Genomic DNA, 17,138 nt, shown 5'->3' with positions numbered 1-17,138 from the left:
CCCGAACAGACTGCGAGAGAACGCCGTGGACCTGAAGTTGCCCATCAAGATCATGGACGAGCTGGACGAGGATGTGATTGAGTCCTCCGGCATCCTGGACCTGGCCAGCGGCGAGATCTTCGACGTCAAGCTGTCTGAAGACAACGATCCGCCCTACAAGGGCTTCCCGGCCGAGGATCCGGGCTATGAGTTCACCTGCGGCTTGCTGACCAACGGCAAGAAGGACGTGGAGTTCCGCGTCGAGGTGGATGTGGTGGGCCGCAAGTATTCGGTCACCCCGACCGAGCTGCTGGAGCTGAAGGGCCGTGCCGCCCGTCTGTTCGCGGCCGCCCCGCCGGCACCGCCGGCGCCGCCGGCCAAGCGTGGCCGCAAGCCCCGCGCCTGATCCGCGTTCTTCGACGCAGGTCAGTGCGCCGCGCGGCGCAGGTCCTGTGAGGGCAAGCGCCCGAACTGGCGCCGGTAGTCCCGCGCAAACAGGCCCAGGTGCCAAAAGCCCCATTGCGTGGCGGCTTCGGCCACGGAGCGGGTGGCTTCACTGCGCAGGGCGCGGTGGGCACCGGCCAGGCGCTGGCTGCGCAGCCAGCAGGCGGGCGCCAGCCCCAGCACCTTTTGAAACGCGGCCTGCAAGGTGCGCCGGCTCACGCCCAGCGCCTGGCACAGGTCGGCCACGGTGTGGGGCGTTTCCGGGTCGGCGCGCACATGGGCCTGGGCGCGTTGCACCAGGGTCCATTGAGGCAGGGCGTCCACGGCGGGCGCCGGGCCGGCGTCCAGCGTCAGCAGTTCCAGCAGGTTGGAGCGCAGGGTGGCGCGCAGCGCCTGCCGCGTGGCCTCGCTGTCCAGGCAGTGCGCGTCCTGACGCAGCAGGGTGAGGGCACCCGCCAACCATTCACGCCAGGCCGCCAAGGTGTCCAGCGGTGCGCTGCGCAGCCCGGGCTGGGCCGCCAACGTGGCCAGGCAGGCCTGCTCCTCGGGCTGCAGCCCGGCCCCCAGCCAATCCAGCGAGACCTCCACGCCCGTCATGCGCAGGCCGCTGGGCGTGGCAAATTCAAAGCCGCCCGCGCCTGAGAAGGTGCACCAGCGGGCGCCGGCTTGCGGGCCCATCCAGTCGGTGGCGCCGCAGAAGGTGACGGCCTGGCCCGCTGTGCCCAGCTCCAGGGGGATGCCCAGGGCCAGCAGGCCCGGGGGCAGGGCGCCACGCTGCAGCAGGCGCTGGCCGGTGTGCTCCACAAACAGGTGCAGCACGGTGTGCTGCGGCCAGCCTGCCGGATCGTCCAGCCGCAGCTCTTCCACCTCGCCTTCAAAGGGGCCGGCAGAGACCTGGGCATAGTCCTGCTGCCAGCCCTGCAGCAGCGCGGCCTGCTCGTCCACGTCCTGGGCCTGACGGCGGCGCAGGGCGTGCCAGCCGGGGGTGGGGGCCGGGGCGGGCAGTGCGGCGGCGTGGGCGGCCAGGGCCATGGCGTTGCTCCTTGGGACATCGGGACTGGGGCCGGCTGTTCGCAAACCATGTGCCAACGCGGCCGCCCAAGGGTGGTGCGGCGCTGTGGGGCGAGTCCAGGCTTGGCTGATGCGGATCATTGAGCCGCTTGCCGAAATGCGATAGCCAGCGCCGGCCGCCCCGCCGCACCATGCCGCCTCATGTCGCCCCGGCTGGGGTGTGTGTGTGGACGAGGAGGTGCTTTCTGATGTCTGGAACAAGTCTGAAGCCCACGCTCAATGCGTGGCATCTGTGGGGCCTGGCGGTGGGCCTGGTGATCTCGGGCGAGTACTTTGGCTGGAGCTTTGGCTGGGCCAGCGCGGGCACGCTGGGCTTTCTGATCACCTCGCTGATGGTGGCGGCCATGTACACCACCTTCATCTTCAGCTTCACCGAGCTGACCACGGCCATTCCCCACGCAGGCGGCCCGTTTGCCTATGCCGAGCGGGCCCTGGGCCCCACGGGGGGGTTCATCGCCGGCTTTGCCACGCTGGTGGAGTTTGTGTTTGCGCCGCCGGCCATTGCGCTGGCCATTGGCGCCTACCTGAATGTGCAGTTTCCGGGCGTGGACCCCAAGCTGATGGCGGTGGGCGCCTACCTGGTCTTCATGACGCTCAACATCGTGGGCGTGAAGACGGCGGCCACCTTTGAGCTGTTCGTCACCGTGCTGGCCATCTTTGAGCTGCTGGTGTTCATGGGCGTGGTGGCGCCGGGTTTCTCCTGGGAGAACTTCACCGCCAAGGGCTGGGCGGGCAGCGATGAGTTCTCCGGCGTGGCGGTGGCGGGCATGTTTGCGGCCATTCCGTTTGCCATCTGGTTCTTCCTGGCCATCGAGGGCGTGGCCATGGCGGCTGAAGAGGCCCACGACCCGCACCGCACCATTCCGCGCGCCTACATCGGTGGCATCCTCACCCTGCTGGTGCTGGCCATCGGCGTAATGGTGTTTGCCGGTGGCGCGGGCGACTGGACCACGCTGTCCAACATCAACGACCCGCTGCCGCAGGCCATGAAGATGATCGTCGGCGAGAACAGCGGCTGGCTGCACATGCTGGTGTGGATCGGCCTGTTCGGGCTGGTGGCGAGCTTCCACGGCATCATCCTGGGCTACTCGCGGCAGATCTTTGCGTTGGCCCGTGCCGGCTACCTGCCCAAGGCCCTGTCCCGGGTGCATCCCACTTTCCATACCCCGTGGCTGGGCGTGATCGCCGGTGGCGTGGTGGGCATCCTGGCCATCTTCAGCGACGAGCTGATCAAGCTGGGCGGCCAGACCCTGACCGCCAACATCGTCACCATGTCGGTGCTGGGGGCCATCGTCATGTACATCATGTCCATGGTCAGCCTGTTTGTGCTGCGCAAGAAGGAGCCGGCGCTGCTGCGTCCCTTCCCGGCCCTGGGCTATCCGGTGGTGCCGGCCATCGCGCTGGTGCTGGCGGTGGTGTGCCTGGTCACCATGGTGTGGTTCAACCCGCTGGTCAGCGGCCTGTTCCTGGGCCTGATGGGGGTGGCCTATGGCTATTTCCGCCTGACGGCCGGCCGGCGTGCTGCGTTGGCGGCTCCTGCCGCTGTGGCCGCCGCAGCCGCCGAGGTGGTGCCTGAGCCCAGCGCGGGCTGAACTTGGGGCAGCATCGGGCCATGCAGTTTCATCACACCCTGGGCGGCCAGGTCTGGCGCTTTGACGACCTGAAGACCCTCATGGCCCGCGCCACGCCGCTGCGCTCGGGCGATGTGCTGGCCGGCGTGGCCGCCCGCACGGCGGCCGAGCGCATGGCCGCGCGCATGGCCCTGGCAGAGCTGCCGCTGGCCACCTTCCTGAACGAGGCCCTCATCCCCTATGAGGAGGATGAGGTCACCCGCCTGATCATCGACACGCATGACCGGGCGGCGTTTGCGCCGGTGGCCCACCTGACCGTGGGCGACTTCCGCGACTGGCTGCTGTCTGACGCGGCCGATGAGGCTGCGCTGGCCGCGCTGCGCCCGGGCCTGACGCCCGAGATGGTGGCGGCGGTCAGCAAGCTCATGCGCAACCAAGACCTGATCGCCGTGGCACGCAAATGCCGGGTGGTCACACGCTTTCGCAACACCCTGGGCCTGCCGGGCTGCATGGCCATGCGCCTGCAGCCCAACCACCCCACCGACGACGCCCGCGGCATCGCCCTGTCCACGCTGGACGGGCTGATGTACGGCTGTGGCGACGCGGTCATCGGCATCAACCCGGCGGGCGACGGCCTGGGGCCGCTCACCGGGCTGATGCACCTGCTCGATGAGCTGATTCAGCGCTTTGAGATCCCCACCCAGAGCTGCATCCTCACCCACGTGACCAACACCATCCAAGCCATCGAGCGCGGCGCGCCGGTGGACCTGGTGTTCCAGTCGATTGCCGGCACCGAGGGCACCAACCGCAGCTTTGGGGTGAACCTGGCGCTGCTGGCCGAGGCGCGCGAGGCGGCGTTGAGCCTGAAGCGCGGCACGCTGGGCGACAACGTCATGTACTTCGAGACGGGTCAGGGCTCGGCGCTCTCGGCTGGGGCGCACCACGGACTGGACCAGCAGACCTGCGAGGTGCGGGCCTATGCGGTGGCGCGGGCCTTCTCGCCGCTGATCTGCAACACCGTGGTGGGCTTCATCGGGCCGGAGTACCTGTTTGACGGCAAGCAGATCCTGCGTGCCGGGCTGGAGGACCACTTCTGCGGCAAGCTCATGGGCCTGCCCATCGGTTGCGACGTCTGCTACACCAACCATGCCGAGGCCGATTCTGACGACATGGACAACCTGATGACCCTGCTGGCGGTGGCGGGCGTCACCTTCCTGATCGGCGTGCCGGGGGCGGACGATGTGATGCTCAACTACCAGAGCACCTCGTTCCATGACGCGCTCTACCTGCGCCAGGTGCTGGGCCTGCAGCGTGCGCCCGAGTTTGAGGCCTGGCTGCAGCGCATGGGCCTGACCGACGCCGCAGGCCGGCTGCTGCCTGCCGGCGCCGGCCACCCGCTGCTGAGCCACCTGGCATGACCTTGGAGGTATCCACCGTGCGCGATGTGAAGCCCCGGCAGCCCACCCCCATGCCCGCGGCGGCGCCGGCCGACGGCGCTGCCGTGACGCCGGACCCCTGGCAGGCGCTGCGCGCCCACACCCCGGCCCGCATCGGGCTGGGCCGTGCCGGGGCGGGCCAGCCCACCCGCCACCTGCTGGCCTTTGGCGCGGCCCACGCCCAGGCGCGTGACGCCGTGCACCTGCCGCTGGAGGTGCCGGCACTGGCCGCGGCGCTGGCGAGCCTGCCCGGTGCCCCGCCGGTGCTGGAGGTGGCCAGCGCCGCCCCCGACCGTGCCAGCTACCTGCTGCGCCCGGATCTGGGCCGCCGCCTGGCCCCGGCCAGTCGTGCCGCGCTGCAAGCCGCGGCAGCCGGGCACGGCCCCTGCGACCTGCTGCTGGTGATGGGCGATGGCCTGTCGGCCGCCGCCGTGGAGCGCCAGGCTGTGCCCCTGGTGCGTGAGCTGCTGGCCCAACAGCCGCCGGGCTGGCGGCTGGGGCCGCTGGTGATCGCCCGCCAGGCGCGGGTGGCGCTGGGCGACGAGGTGGGCCAGTTGCTGCAGGCCGGGCAGGTGGCCGTGCTGATTGGCGAGCGGCCAGGCCTGAGCTCGCCCGACAGCCTGGGCGCCTACCTCACCCACGCGCCGCGCGTGGGCCGCAGCGATGCGGAGCGCAACTGCCTGTCCAACATCCGCCCGCAGGGGCTGGATCATGCCGAGGCGGCGCGCAAGCTGTGGTGGCTGGCGGTGTCGGCGCGGCGCTTGCAGCTCACCGGCGTGGGGCTCAAGGACCGCAGCGACGAGGCGCCGCTGCTGGGCGGCATGGCGCCGCACCCGCCAGCCTGAACCGGCCCGGGCGTCCCCTTCATCTTCACCAGACGTCGCTGCGGGTCAGCAAGGACCAGTTGCCACCCTGCAGGCGGTAGACGCTGACCGAGCCATAGCGCTGTTCGCCGTCGTCGTTGAAGCGCATGCTGCCGGTCACCGGCGCCAGCGGATCGCCCTTCTTGAGCGCCTCCACCAGGGCCGCGCCCTCCACGCCCTTGGCTTCGCGTGCGGCGTAGGCAATGGCATAGACCGCGTCGTAGGCGTAGTGGGCGCCGTACACCGGCGGATGGCGGTGCTTGGCCAGGTAGCGGGCCACGAACTCGCGGCCGCCGCCGAACTCACTGGCGCCCACGATGGGCGTGGTGGCATAGATCCGCCCGATGGCCGGGTTGATCTTGAGCAGGCCTTCGGTCTTGATGGTGTCGCCGCCCACGATGTTGAGATTGGCCACGCCGGCGCTCAGCAGCTGCTCGGTCAGGGCGATCACCTGGAAGTCCGAGAGCGTGGTCACCAGGGTGTCCACCTTGCGCTCCTTCATCTCGCTGACCAGGGCGCCAAAGTCGGTGCCCTTGTCGTCCAGCGAGACGCGCACCGCCACGTTCTTCTCCCGGCTCTTGAGCTGCGCCAGGGCCAGCTCGGCCAGGCCCTTGCCGTAGGGGGTGTTGTCGTCGACCACCGCGTACACGCTGGCCCCCGGCAACTTGGCCGAGAAGGCGCCCAGGGCCTTGGACTGCAGGGCATCGTTGGCCACCAGGCGGAACGTGGTGGGATGACCCAGCTGCGTGTATTCGGGCTTGGTGGAGATGGCCAGTTGCGGGATGAGCTGGGCCGCGTACAGCGGTGCCGTGGCGATGCTCACCCCGGAGTTGAGGTGGCCGATCACGGCCGACACGCCGGCGGTGATGAGCTGCTGCGCCGCCGCCTTGCCAGCCCCGGCATCGGCCTTGTCATCGGCCGCGACGATCTCGAACTTCACCACCTTGCCGGCGACCTTGAAGCCTTCCTTGTTGAGCTGGTCGACCGCCATCAGCGCGCCATCCAGCAGGTCCTGCCCCAGGTCCTTGAGCGGTCCCGACAGCGGTTGGGCCACGCCGATGCGGATGGTGTCAGGTACCTTGGAGCAGGCGGTGAGACCCAAAAGTCCCAGGGCCGGAACGCCGATGAGGAAGGTGCGCCGGCCGGCGTGCGGGACGGGTGAAGAAGAGGCAGTCATGGCAGCGTGCTCAGGAAGACAAGGTTGGACTTGCCCTGGCGCCAGCCTTCGATGGGCGGGTCACCGGGTCACGGATCGGCAGCGAGCATGGTTTCGGGTGGCGTGCGATTTGATTGCGCACGCAATCACGTGCCTCAGGGCCCGTGGGGTAGACGGATATCCGTCACAAGTTGCAACAGACCGGACGGCACAGCGTCGTGGCGCGTAGGCGCTTGCGGTGTGGGATCAGGGCGTCGGCGCATCGTCTGGCTCTCCGGGATGGGGGGTCTCCCCACGGGGATGGCGGTGTCTGGGCTTGCTGGCCAGGGTGGCGGCCGGCAGGTGCAGCGCGGGCAGTGGCGGGTGGCCGTGCAGACCGCGCCGCCGGCGCCCTGACACCCTGCAAGGCAAGTCGCGGGCCAGGTCCGGGGTCGACGTGCCCGGACGCCGGGCCCCAATGAAAAAGGGACCCGGCAGGGTCCCTGGAAGAGGGCAGGATGCGGCGTCATCCGGCCTGGCCTGGTGCCGCTGGCGGCCTGGTGACGGGCCGCCGGCGGGTGTCACGGATCAGGTGCCGATCAGGCCACCGTCCTTCTTGGTGATCACGATGGTGGCCGAACGCGGACGGGCCAGTGCGCCGCCGTTGCCGTAGCCGGCGTTGCCCGGCCAGTGGCTGACATAGGCGCCGGGGGTGCCGATGGCGCTGGCGCTGATCGACTCGCCCGGGTGCTGGATGTTGACGAACAGCGCGCGGCCATCAGGCGTCTCGCAGCAGCCGGTGATCTCGCAGTCCTTGGGGCCCACCAGGAAGCGGCGCAGCTTGGCGTGCGTGGGCGCCTTGCCCACCGGCGTGTTGACCACCACCGAGCCGTGGTTGAGGGTCTTCACGCTGCCGTCACCCACGCGACCGGGCACGGCAGCCAGCATCATGCAGTTGCTGGTGTCGGTGTAGGCGCCGTCGTCGGTCTGGATCCAGCAGATGCCGGTGGCCTGGCTGAACCACAGGCCGTCGGGGCTGGAGAAGTCGCGCTCGGCCGTCAGGTTGGACAGGTTGATCAGGCTGGGGTCGGCGTCGGCCTGAGCGCCGAAGACGTACACGTCCCAGGCAAAGGACTGCGCGCCGGGGTTCAGCGCGTCCTCGCGCAGGCGCAGGATGTGACCGTTGACGTTGCCCGGGGAGCCGGCGGCACCGCCGGCGTAGCTGTCGCTGTACGAGCGCGGGTTGGCGGCGTCCACCTGGCTGTGCGAGCTGCTGGTGGGCGTGACCTTGCGGTTGCTGTTGTTGGTCAGGGTGAAGTAGACCTCGCCGGTCACCGGATGGGTGGCCGACCACTCGGGGCGGTCCATCTTGGTGGCGCCCACGGCGTCGGCGGCCAGGCGGGCGTTGACCACCACATCGGCCTGGTCGGCAAAGGCGTAGCCGGCGTAGTTGGCGATCAGCGGGTTGGACAGGCTCAGCTCGATCCAGGTGCCAGTGCCGTCGGCGTTGAACTTGGCCACGTACAGCCGGCCGCTGTCCAGGTACTTGGCGCCGGCGGCCAGGCGGTTGGCAGCCTGTGCATCGGCCGCGTCCCACACGGCGTTGGAGACGTACTTGTAGAAGTACTCGTTGCGCGAGTCGTCACCCATGTAGACGGCCAGCGGCAGGCCCGGGGTCAGCAGGCTGAAGGCCGCGCTCTCGTGGGCGAAGCGGCCCATGGCGGTGCGCTTGACCGGCATGCTCTTGGGATCGTACGGGTCGATTTCGACCAGGTACCCGAAGGTGTTGAGTTCGTTGCGGTAGTCGTCGCTGCCGTCGGCCGAGGCGCCGGTGCGGCTGATGTCGAAGCGGCGGTACTTGTCGTCGGTGCCGCTGGTCTCCCAGCCGTGGCGGCTGGCGCCGCCGGCGGCGCGGCCGTAGCGCACCAGGGCTGCCACCGACTTGTCGGCACGCGCGGTGTCGTCACCGGCACCACGGGTGAAGTAGCCGGCCCAGTTCTCCTCGCCGGTCATCAGGGTGCCCCAGGGGGTCCGGCCGGTGCCGCAGTTGTTGACGGTACCGCGGCAGTGGGTGCCGGTGGGGCTGTAAAGGGTCTTGGTCAGCGCGCTGCCGGCGGCCGGGCCGCTCAGGCGGGCAGGGGTGTGCGGGGTGATGCGGCGGTTGAAGCGCGAGCTCTGGCGGGTGCGGAAGCGGCCGGCCCCCAGCGCGCCACGGTGCACCTCGACGATGGACACGCCATGCGCGGCGATTTCCTTGTCCGACTCGGCGGCCGGCCGCGGACGGGCGGTGGCGCCGTTGACGTGCAGGAAGTGGTCGGTGATCGCCTCGTGGTTCATCGCCAGCAGGGCGCGGGCGCTGGACTGGTCGTCACGGGTGCCGGCGGCCGACAGCCCGAAGTAGTCCATGCCGTCGTGGTGGTCGCCGGCCCGGGTCTCGAAGCTGGTGTCGCTGCCGTCGTTCTGGTACTCAGGCGTGTTGGCGTCCAGCGGGTCGCCCAGGGCATAGATCACCCGGGCGGTGTAGCCGGCGGGCACCGTGACCACGTCGGCCAGCGTCTTGTCCACCGAATGGAAGCCCAGGCTGGTGACGGCGGAGCCAGTGGAGGTGGCGGCCTCGGCCGGGGTGGCCACAGCACTGCCCACCACCACGGCAGAGGCGGCACCCAGGCCGCTCATCAGCACGCCACGGCGGGACAGGCGGGTCTCCAGGATGCTCTGGAAATGCGGGTTGGCGCTGTCGTTGTGGCCGATGTCATCGGGATCCACGGCGTGGGGGACGGGCGGCAGCTGGGACATGGGGAGCACTCCGTGAGGGGATGAAAGACAGCCGCTGATGCTGCGGTCGGCCTGTGACGTTGGCGTGAAATCGTTCACGCCTGGCGGTGGATGGGGGTGTCATCGCCGCGTCACGGCGCCGGGGCAGTACGCCGGGCGTTGGTGTGTCGGCCCGCACCCGCCGAACCGGGCAAGGGCGTCCTCCCGGGTGATGTGGTGGCCCGGTGCGCCGCCGGCGTGGCGGGCGCCCGCCTGCCTACAATTCCACGCTTGCAGGTCCGGGTCGACCGCTCCACGGGGGAGCGCGCCGACGCCGGGCCACGACCTTGCGCGAGTCACATGATCAAGCGACGACATTGGATGGGCGCCGCCGCGGCCTGGACCTCGGCCCTGCCAGCCGCCTGGATGGCGGGATCGGCCCAGGCGCAGTTCCGGGTGGAGATTGCCGGCATCGGCGCCAGCCAGCTGCCGCTGACCCTGTCGGTCTTCCGTGACGAGGACCGTTTGCCGGAGGCCCTGACGCCCATCATCCGGGCCGACCTGATGCGCAGCGGCGTCTTCAAGCTGGTGGACCCGGCCCCCCGTCTCGACGAGAACGGCGTGCCGCCGTACGCCGAGCTGCGCGGCCGGGGCGTGGACGCCAGCGTGGCCGGCTCGGTGACGCGGCTGGCCGACGGCCGGCTGGACGTCCGCTTCAAGCTCTGGGACGTGGTCCAGGGCACCGACAAGGGTGGACAGGGCCTGGTGGTGGGCGCCAAGGACGCCCGGCTGGCGGCGCACCGCATCGCCGACATCATTCACGAGATGCTCACCGGCGAGAAGGGCGTCAACGCGACCCGTATCGCTTACGTGACCAAGGGGGGCGGCCGCTACGTGCTGCGCCTGGCCGATGCCGACGGCGAAGGCGGACAGGAGGCGCTCAAGAGCGCCGACCCCATCATCTCGCCGGCCTGGTCCCCGGATGGCCACGAATTGGCCTATGTGTCCTTTGAGACCCGCAAAGCCGTGGTCTGGGTGCAGAACCTCACCACCGGCGCGCGTCGCCAGGTGGCCGCGTTCAAGGGCTCCAACAGCGCCCCGGCCTGGTCGCCCGATGGCCGGCAGCTGGCCGTCACCCTGTCCAAGGACGGCATCTCGCAGATCTACCTCATCTCCCGCGATGGCGGTGAACCGCGGCGGGTGACCTTCAGCGGCTCCATCGACACCGAGGCGGTCTTCACCCCCGACGGCGGCACGCTGTACTTTGTGAGTGACCGCGGGGGCTCGCCCCAGATCTACCGTCAAAGCCTGGCCAGCCAGGATGCGCAGCGCGTGACCTTCGAGGGCAACTACAACATCTCGCCGGCCATCAGTCCGGATGGGCGGCTCATGGCCTATGTCCAGCGTGCGGCCGACGGCGGCTTTGTCGTCATGTGCATGGACCTGTCCACTGGCGTGTCCACACGGGTCAGCGACACCCGCGACGACGAGTCGCCCAGCTTTGCGCCCAACGGCAAATTCCTCATCTATGCCACCCGGGACCAGGGCCGCGAAGTGCTCATGACCTCCACGGTGGACGGCAAGGTCCGCGTCCGGCTGGTCACCGCCACCGGCGAGGACATCCGCGAGCCGGTCTGGGGACCGTTCTCCCGCTGAGACACAGGAGCGAGCACATGTCACATCCAGCATCAACCCGCGGTCAGTTGCTGCGCCGCACCGGCCTGTGGGCCACCACCGTGGCGGCGCTGCTGCTGGCCGCCGGCTGCGGCAGCCGCGTACGCCTGGACCAGGAGGCGCCGGTGGAGACCCGGGCCGTGGTTCCGGCAGAAGGCGCCAGCGCCGGCACGGGTGCTGCCGGGGCCACCGGCAGTGCCGTGCCCGCCACCAGCGTGACCACCGTCAACCTGGGCGCCAGCGGCGCCGGCTCGGGCCTGGGCCCGGACGGACGCCCGCTGGGCGAGGCGGGGGGTAACACCGTCTATTTCGACTACGACAGCTTTGCGGTGCGTGAGCAGGACCGACCGCTCTTGGACCGCAAGGCGCGCACCCTGTTGACCCAGCCCAAGCGCCGTCTGTTGATCGAGGGCCACACCGACGAGCGGGGCGGCCGGGAGTACAACCTCTCGCTGGGCCAGAAGCGTGCCGAATCCGTGCAGCGCTTTTTGCAGCTGCTGGGTGTGCCCGCAGCGCAGCTGGAGGCCGTGAGCCTGGGTGAGGAGCAGCCCGCCGTGCAGGGGGGGGGCGAGAACGCCTGGGCACGCAATCGCCGTGCAGAACTGAAGGACCGTTGAAGATGCAAGCAGTGGGATCCCGGTGGAACCGTTCCGCCGTCGCCAGGGGTGTCCTGGCGCTGGGCTTGGCCCTGTCGGCCAGCATGGGCCATGCCGGCCTGTTTGAAGACGACGAGGCACGCAAATACATCCTGGAGCTGCGCAAGCAGGTCCAGCAGAACGACGAGTCCCAGAAGGCCCAGCTGGCCGCGGCCGTGCGCCAGCTCACCGAGCAGTTGCAGACCCTGCAGCGCAGCCTGCTGGAGATGAACAACCAGAACGAGCAGCTGCGCGCCGAGATCGCCCGGCTGCGCGGCCAGGACGAGCAGTTGCAGCGCGACATCGCCGAGCTGCAGCGCCGCCAGCGCGACATGTCCCAGACCCTGGAGGACCGCGTGCGCAAGCTCGAGCCCCAGAAGGTCAGCGTGGACGGCAAGGACTTCCTGGCCGAGCCCGACGAGAAGCGGGCCTACGAGGAGGCCATGGAGCTGCTGCGCGCTGGGGATTTCGACAAGGCGGGCTTCGCCCTGTCGGCTTTCCTCAAGCGCTATCCCAGCAGTGGCTACGGTGATTCGGCCCGCTACTGGCTGGCCAACGCCCAGTACGCGCGGCGCGACTACAAGGAGGCCGTGGCCACCTTCCGCGCCTTCCTGACCGCGGCACCTGACCACGCACGGGCGCCGGAGGCCTGGCTGGCCACTGGCAACTGCTACGTGGAGATGAAGGACACCAAGACCGCGCGCCGCGTGTTCGAGGACCTCATCAAGCAGTTCCCCAAGTCCGAGGCGGCGGGCGCGGCCAAAGAACGCCTGTCGGCGCTGAAGTAAGTGGACGACGGCATCGCAAACCCGTGCACCGGGGCGCTGTCCGCCAGCCCTGCGCCGCAGGCGGGCGAGCCGGCCTGGCCGGCTGACGAGGAGCGCCGCTTTGGCGGGCTGCGCCGTCTGATGGGCGCCACGGCCTATGCCCGCTTGCGGCAGCTGCGGGTGGCCGTGGTGGGCCTGGGGGGCGTGGGCTCCTGGGCGGTGGAGGCGCTGGCCCGCAACGGCGTGCACACGCTGGTGCTGATCGACATGGACCATGTCGCCGAGTCGAACATCAACCGGCAGGTGCAGGCCCTGGGGCGTACTGTGGGTCAGGCCAAGGCCGAGGCCCTGCGCGAGCGCATTGCTGACATCCACCCCGGCGCCCGGGTGACGGTGGTGGACGACTTCGTCTCGCCCGAGAACTGGCCGGCGCTGCTGCCCGAACCGGTGGACGTGCTGATCGACGCCTGTGACCAGGTCAAGGCCAAGCTGGCACTGGCGGCTTGGGCTCGCCAGGCTGGCGTGGGCCTGGTCTGCTGCGGGGCGGCTGGTGGCAAGCGCCAGCCGGAGCGCCTGGAGGTGGCCGATCTTGCGGACGCCACCCACGATCCGCTGTTGGCGGCCTTGCGACAGCGCCTGCGCCAGCAGCACGGTGCGCCGCGCCAGGGCAAGCTGCAGGTGCGCTGCGTCTTTTCCCGCGAGCCGGTCTTGCCGCCGCAGGATGGCAGCTGCAGCGTGGACGGCACCCTGAACTGCCACGGCTACGGCTCTTCGGTCATGGTGACGGCCAGCATGGGCCTGCTGGCGGCCGCACAAGCGGTCGAGCTGGGCCTGCCGATGGCCGTCCAAGCGGGCTGAAAACAGCGCGGGTGGAAAAACGCTTGCAAAAGGAATTGCCCGTGCTATGATGCACGGCTTTCCGGCGCGGGTTGTTAGCTCAGTCGGTAGAGCAGCGGACTTTTAATCCGTTGGTCGCAGGTTCGAATCCTGCACAACCCACCAGTTCTCTGGCGCTCAGGTCAAAAGCTTGGTGCCAGCGCCACTGGAGCCACTCACGCGTTGAGTGGGTTGTCGGGAAAATTGTGGGGCTCTTAGCTCAGTTGGTAGAGCAGCGGACTCTTAATCCGTTGGTCGTAGGTTCGAATCCTACAGGGCCCACCAACCATTCATATCGTCTTTCGCCCGGTATGCCAGCTTGTCTGGCGTGCAGGGCGCGGACGGGCTCTTAGCTCAGTTGGTAGAGCAGCGGACTCTTAATCCGTTGGTCGTAGGTTCGAATCCTACAGGGCCCACCAAAAATCATCTCCTTTTGCCTTGCGCGCCAGTTTGTTGGGGCGACAAGTGCAGACGGGCTCTTAGCTCAGTTGGTAGAGCAGCGGACTCTTAATCCGTTGGTCGTAGGTTCGAATCCTACAGGGCCCACCAAAATTGCTGATGAAACAAAAGGACCTGGCGAAAGCCCGGTCCTTTTTGTTTTCCGGCCGGCCTTTTGTCTTGCGGTGCATGGCCCGCCCGCCTTGCGGGCCGTGGGGCGCGAGGCCCGCGGACAGACGCAGCCCGGGCTTCAAGCCTTGGCCGGTTGCTCGCCGCCGTCGCACGTCGGCGCCGGTGGTCGGCGGCGGTCGGTCTGGGCCGACAGCGCTGCGCCGGCGCTGGCAGACATGATCAACGCGATGGCCGCCCACTGGAGCAGGCTCAGGTGCTCCTGCAACAAGGCCATGGCCAGCAGGGCCGCCACCGCTGGCTCCATGCTGATCATGATGCCGAAGGCCTGGGCCGGCAGCCGCTTGAGTGCCACCATCTCCAGGGAGATGGGCGCCGCGCTGGACAGCGCGGCCACACCCAGGGCCACGGCCCAGGTGCCGGGCTGGACCAAGGCCGAGGCGGCGGCCTCCCATCCGGTCGGCAGGGCCACCAGGGCGGCCACGCTCAGGCCCAGCGACACCGAGTGGCCGGCATGCAGATGTGCCACGCGCTTGCCCAGCAAGATGTAGAGCGCCCAGAAGATTGCGGCGATCAAGGCGTGGAGAACCCCCGTCAGGTCCAGGGCTTGGGTGTCCAGGCCCAGGGGCAGCAGCAGCGCCAGGCCGGTCACCGCCAGTGCCACCCAAGCCAGGTCCAGCGGGCGGCGCGACTGCCACAGCGCCACCGTCAGCGGTCCGGCGAATTCGATGGCCACCGCCACGCCGAAGGGGATGCGTTGCAGCGACAGGTAAAAGAAGAGGTTCATGCCACCCAGGGCCGCGCCATAGCCCAGCAGGTGCAGGCGGTCGCGGCGGTGCAGCGGCCAGCGCCAGGGCCGCCACCACAGCAGCATGAGCAGGGCGGAGAAGCCCACCCGCAGCGTGGTGGTGCCCAAGGCGCCGGCCAGCGGGAAGAGGGCCAGCTTGGCCCAGGAGGTGCCCAGGCCGAGAAGGGTGACAGAGGCCAAGAGGGCCAGCAGGGGCAGAAAGGCGTTCAGCGCAGAAGGGGACATCCCTGCACTGTAGGCCCTGGTGCCGCCCGGTCGCACCGGCGGCCCACTGCCGACGCCCGCCTCAGTGCAGCTTGAGCCGGCCCGAGACCCGCCGCTGCAGCAGGCGCGCCAGCGCCAGCACCACCGTGTTGACCCCGCCGACGATGGCGCGGTGGTGGTTGAGGTGCAGCGACATGTACATCCACTTGGCCAGCAGTCCCTCGACGAAGAAATTGCGGCCCGACAGCCCGCCCATCAGGTTGCCCACACCCTTGTTGTCGCCCAGGGAGACGAGCGAGCCAAAGTCGCGGTAGCGGAAGGCCGGGGCATGCACCCGCTCGGCCAGCAGGGCCAGGAAGACCTGCAACAGGTAGCAGGCCTGCTGGTGCGCGGCCTGGGCCCGGGCGGGCACCAGCTTGTCGCCCTCCCAGACGCAGGCGGCGCAGTCGCCCAGGGCATAGAGCCCGGGGGCGCTGGTTTCAAGCCGGTCGTTGACGATGAATTGGTGGGCCCGGTTGGTGCTCAGGCCGTAGCGCAGGTTGCTGTCGGCCGCCTTGATGCCGGCGGCCCAGACGATCAGGTCGGCCGGCACCCGGCCCTGGCTGGTCTGCAGGCCGTCGGCCTCGATGGCTTGCACCTTGGTGCCCGTCATCACCCGGACCTGTTTGCGCTGCAGGGCCACGGTGGCCTGCCGGGAGATCTTCTCAGGCAGGCCGCCCAGGATGCGCGGACCGGCCTCCACCACACTGATGTCCAGTCGAAAGCGCTGCTCACTGCCCAGACCGTCCTGAAGCTCCTGGTGGGCCTCGATCAGTTCCGCCGAGAGTTCCACCCCTGTCGCTCCGGCGCCCACGATGGCCACACCAAGCCGCTTCTCCGGGGAGAAGGCGGCGCGGGTGAACGCGGCCAGCAGGCGCTGGCGGAAGCGTTCGGCGTCGTGGGCCTGCTCCAGCACGAAGGCATGTTCGGCGCCGGGGGTGCCGAAGAAGTTGGAGCCGCTGCCGATGGCCAGCACCGCCCAGCGGAAGCTGACCTGTCGCGCCGGGATCAGCGTCTGTCCTTGCTCGTCCTGCAGGGCCTTGAGGGTGAGCCGTCGCGTCCCGGCCTCCAGGCCGTCCAGTTCGCCCAGGGTGAAGCTGAAATGGTTACGGCGTGCCAGGATGGTGTAGGAAAGCCCTTCCTGGTGGGCATCCAGGGTGCCGGCGGCCACTTCGTGCAGGGTTGGCTTCCAGATGTGGAAGGCGCTGCGGTCAATGAGCAGCACCCGTTCGCGGCCCTGACGCCGCCCCAGGCGACGTCCCAGCATGGCGGCCAGTTCCAGCCCGCCGGCGCCTCCGCCGACGATGACGATGTCGAAATGCATGACAGGTGTCCGTTTTTGGAGTGCCTCAGGGCGTCAACGCGGCGGGGTTGCAAGTCGCGCGCCGGGCTGGAGCGGGGCGATGTGACGGCTTGTGGCCGCGCCCATCGCCGGGCAACATGCCGGCATGACGATCCTTTGCTACGGCATTCCCAACTGCGACACGGTCAAGAAGGCCCGGGCCTGGTTGCAGGCCCAAGGCCTGGCCCATGAATTCATCGACCTTAAAAAGGTCGAGGTGGCCCCGCTGCTGGCGGCTTGGGAGGCCCAGGGGCTGCCTTGGGAGCGTTTGCTCAACCGGCAAGGCACCACGTGGCGCAAGCTGGACGCAGCCGCCCAGGCCCAAGCCCAGGAGGCTGCCGGTGCGGCCGCGTTGATGTCCGACCACCCGTCACTGATCAAGCGGCCGGTGGTGCGCTGGGCCGATGGCACGCTGACGGTCGGCTTTGACGCCGCGCGCTGGGCTCAGGAGCGCGTCGCCCGCTGAAGTTCAGGCGCCGGCACGGCCGGCGTCCTCGGCCGCCCGGGGGCCGTCGCACAAGGTGCGGATGTCCGCCGGCACGGGAATGGACTTGAGCCGATGGCCGCTCGCCTCATCTAACCGCACCACGAAGGCGCGGACCTCACGGCCCTCGCACAGCAGTTCGCCATCGCGCAGGATGCGGTGTTCGTGGACGAACACCTTGTGGCGCCATTCGGCGATGCGCGTGTGCACCTCCAGCACATCACCGTAGGTGGCCGGCTGGATGAAGCGCGTCTGGGTCTCCAGCAGCGGAGTGCCCACGATGCCGCGGCTGCGTTCGAGTTCGCGCCAGGGGGGCACGCCACAGGCCCGGAAGAAGGCCAGCGAGGACTGGTCCATCCAGCGGGCGAAGTTGGGGAAGAAGACGATGCCCGCGGGGTCGCAGTCCCCGAAGTGGACACTCACGGTGTGGATGTGGACGTAGCTCATGGCGGCGGTGGGTGCCGGCCCCATGGCAGCGTGGGGCCTGTG

At 69.5% G+C, this 17,138-nt stretch carries 15 protein-coding genes and 4 tRNA genes; 13 read left to right on the top strand and 6 right to left on the bottom strand.

The features are described 5' to 3' along the window. Nucleotides 1–25 precede the first annotated feature (25 nt). Entirely contained in the window at nt 26–385 is a 360-nt protein-coding gene (locus G3A44_RS02510; protein WP_163455915.1) for a hypothetical protein, read from the top strand. A gap of 20 nt (nt 386–405) precedes the next feature. Here G3A44_RS02510 and G3A44_RS02505 read toward each other — a convergent pair whose 3' ends face one another. After that, nucleotides 406–1,455 (bottom strand): helix-turn-helix domain-containing protein, encoded by a 1,050-nt coding sequence (locus G3A44_RS02505; RefSeq protein WP_163455914.1) that lies wholly within the window; start codon nt 1,453–1,455, stop codon nt 406–408. A gap of 227 nt (nt 1,456–1,682) precedes the next feature. Between G3A44_RS02505 and eat the strand changes: the two genes are divergently transcribed. Genes eat through eutC form a run of 3 tightly spaced genes read left to right on the top strand, consistent with a single transcriptional unit; the run spans nt 1,683 to nt 5,346 of the window. Beyond that, on the top strand, nt 1,683–3,086 hold the full coding sequence (gene eat / locus G3A44_RS02500; RefSeq protein ID WP_163455913.1) for an ethanolamine permease: 1,404 nt from the start codon (nt 1,683–1,685) through the stop codon (nt 3,084–3,086). A gap of 20 nt (nt 3,087–3,106) precedes the next feature. Then, nucleotides 3,107–4,483 carry an ethanolamine ammonia-lyase subunit EutB gene (locus tag G3A44_RS02495; protein WP_163455912.1) on the top strand — a complete coding sequence of 459 codons (1,377 nt, stop codon included), beginning with the start codon at nt 3,107–3,109 and terminating at the stop codon, nt 4,481–4,483. Between the two features lie 50 nt (nt 4,484–4,533). After that, nucleotides 4,534–5,346, top strand: a complete 813-nt coding sequence (gene eutC / locus G3A44_RS02490) for an ethanolamine ammonia-lyase subunit EutC (RefSeq protein WP_163456084.1) — start codon at nt 4,534–4,536, stop codon at nt 5,344–5,346. A gap of 25 nt (nt 5,347–5,371) precedes the next feature. On the opposite strand, the gene G3A44_RS02485 is transcribed toward eutC, so the two are convergent. Continuing rightward, nucleotides 5,372–6,541 (bottom strand): branched-chain amino acid ABC transporter substrate-binding protein, encoded by a 1,170-nt coding sequence (locus G3A44_RS02485; protein ID WP_163455911.1) that lies wholly within the window; start codon nt 6,539–6,541, stop codon nt 5,372–5,374. A gap of 546 nt (nt 6,542–7,087) precedes the next feature. Then, on the bottom strand, nt 7,088–9,295 hold the full coding sequence (locus G3A44_RS02480; RefSeq protein WP_163455910.1) for a PhoX family protein: 2,208 nt from the start codon (nt 9,293–9,295) through the stop codon (nt 7,088–7,090). 318 nt (nt 9,296–9,613) lie between these two features. Here G3A44_RS02480 and tolB point away from each other — a divergent pair, with 318 nt between their 5' ends. From tolB to G3A44_RS02440, 8 genes are all read left to right on the top strand, one after another. Then, complete coding sequence (tolB, locus tag G3A44_RS02475) at nt 9,614–10,909, top strand: Tol-Pal system beta propeller repeat protein TolB (protein WP_163455909.1); 1,296 nt, start codon at nt 9,614–9,616, stop codon at nt 10,907–10,909. Between the two features lie 17 nt (nt 10,910–10,926). After that, the gene (locus G3A44_RS02470) at nt 10,927–11,544 is read left to right on the top strand and encodes an OmpA family protein (RefSeq protein WP_239061660.1); all 618 of its coding nucleotides are present in this window, start codon (nt 10,927–10,929) and stop codon (nt 11,542–11,544) included. 2 nt (nt 11,545–11,546) lie between these two features. Next, a complete protein-coding gene (gene ybgF / locus G3A44_RS02465; protein ID WP_163455908.1) occupies nt 11,547–12,350 on the top strand; it encodes a tol-pal system protein YbgF in 804 nt (267 codons plus the stop codon). Between the two features lie 120 nt (nt 12,351–12,470). After that, a complete protein-coding gene (locus tag G3A44_RS02460) occupies nt 12,471–13,187 on the top strand; it encodes a tRNA threonylcarbamoyladenosine dehydratase (RefSeq protein WP_163456082.1) in 717 nt (238 codons plus the stop codon). A 68-nt stretch (nt 13,188–13,255) separates the two neighbouring features. Next, a tRNA-Lys gene (locus tag G3A44_RS02455) sits at nt 13,256–13,331 on the top strand. An 83-nt stretch (nt 13,332–13,414) separates the two neighbouring features. Next, nucleotides 13,415–13,490, top strand: a tRNA-Lys gene (locus G3A44_RS02450). Nucleotides 13,491–13,548: 58 nt separating this feature from the next. Continuing rightward, a tRNA-Lys gene (locus G3A44_RS02445) sits at nt 13,549–13,624 on the top strand. 54 nt (nt 13,625–13,678) lie between these two features. Beyond that, nucleotides 13,679–13,754, top strand: a tRNA-Lys gene (locus G3A44_RS02440). Nucleotides 13,755–13,893: 139 nt separating this feature from the next. Here G3A44_RS02440 and G3A44_RS02435 read toward each other — a convergent pair. Further along, nucleotides 13,894–14,805 carry an EamA family transporter gene (locus tag G3A44_RS02435; RefSeq protein WP_163455907.1) on the bottom strand — a complete coding sequence of 304 codons (912 nt, stop codon included), beginning with the start codon at nt 14,803–14,805 and terminating at the stop codon, nt 13,894–13,896. Nucleotides 14,806–14,866: 61 nt separating this feature from the next. Beyond that, on the bottom strand, nt 14,867–16,147 hold the full coding sequence (locus G3A44_RS02430; protein ID WP_163455906.1) for an NAD(P)/FAD-dependent oxidoreductase: 1,281 nt from the start codon (nt 16,145–16,147) through the stop codon (nt 14,867–14,869). Nucleotides 16,148–16,271: 124 nt separating this feature from the next. Here G3A44_RS02430 and G3A44_RS02425 point away from each other — a divergent pair, with 124 nt between their 5' ends. Continuing rightward, entirely contained in the window at nt 16,272–16,631 is a 360-nt protein-coding gene (locus G3A44_RS02425) for a Spx/MgsR family RNA polymerase-binding regulatory protein (protein WP_163455905.1), read from the top strand. Nucleotides 16,632–16,634: 3 nt separating this feature from the next. Here the strand turns inward: G3A44_RS02425 and G3A44_RS02420 are convergent, their stop codons facing one another. Beyond that, entirely contained in the window at nt 16,635–17,096 is a 462-nt protein-coding gene (locus G3A44_RS02420) for an acyl-CoA thioesterase (RefSeq protein WP_163455904.1), read from the bottom strand. Nucleotides 17,097–17,138 lie beyond the last annotated feature (42 nt).

The organism is Ideonella livida (genome assembly GCF_010499455.1).
GTDB classification, from domain to species: Bacteria; Pseudomonadota; Gammaproteobacteria; order Burkholderiales; family Burkholderiaceae_C; genus Ideonella; species Ideonella livida.
Note: the sequence above shows the minus strand (reverse complement) of the source record. Positions and strands in the feature narration are given on the sequence as shown.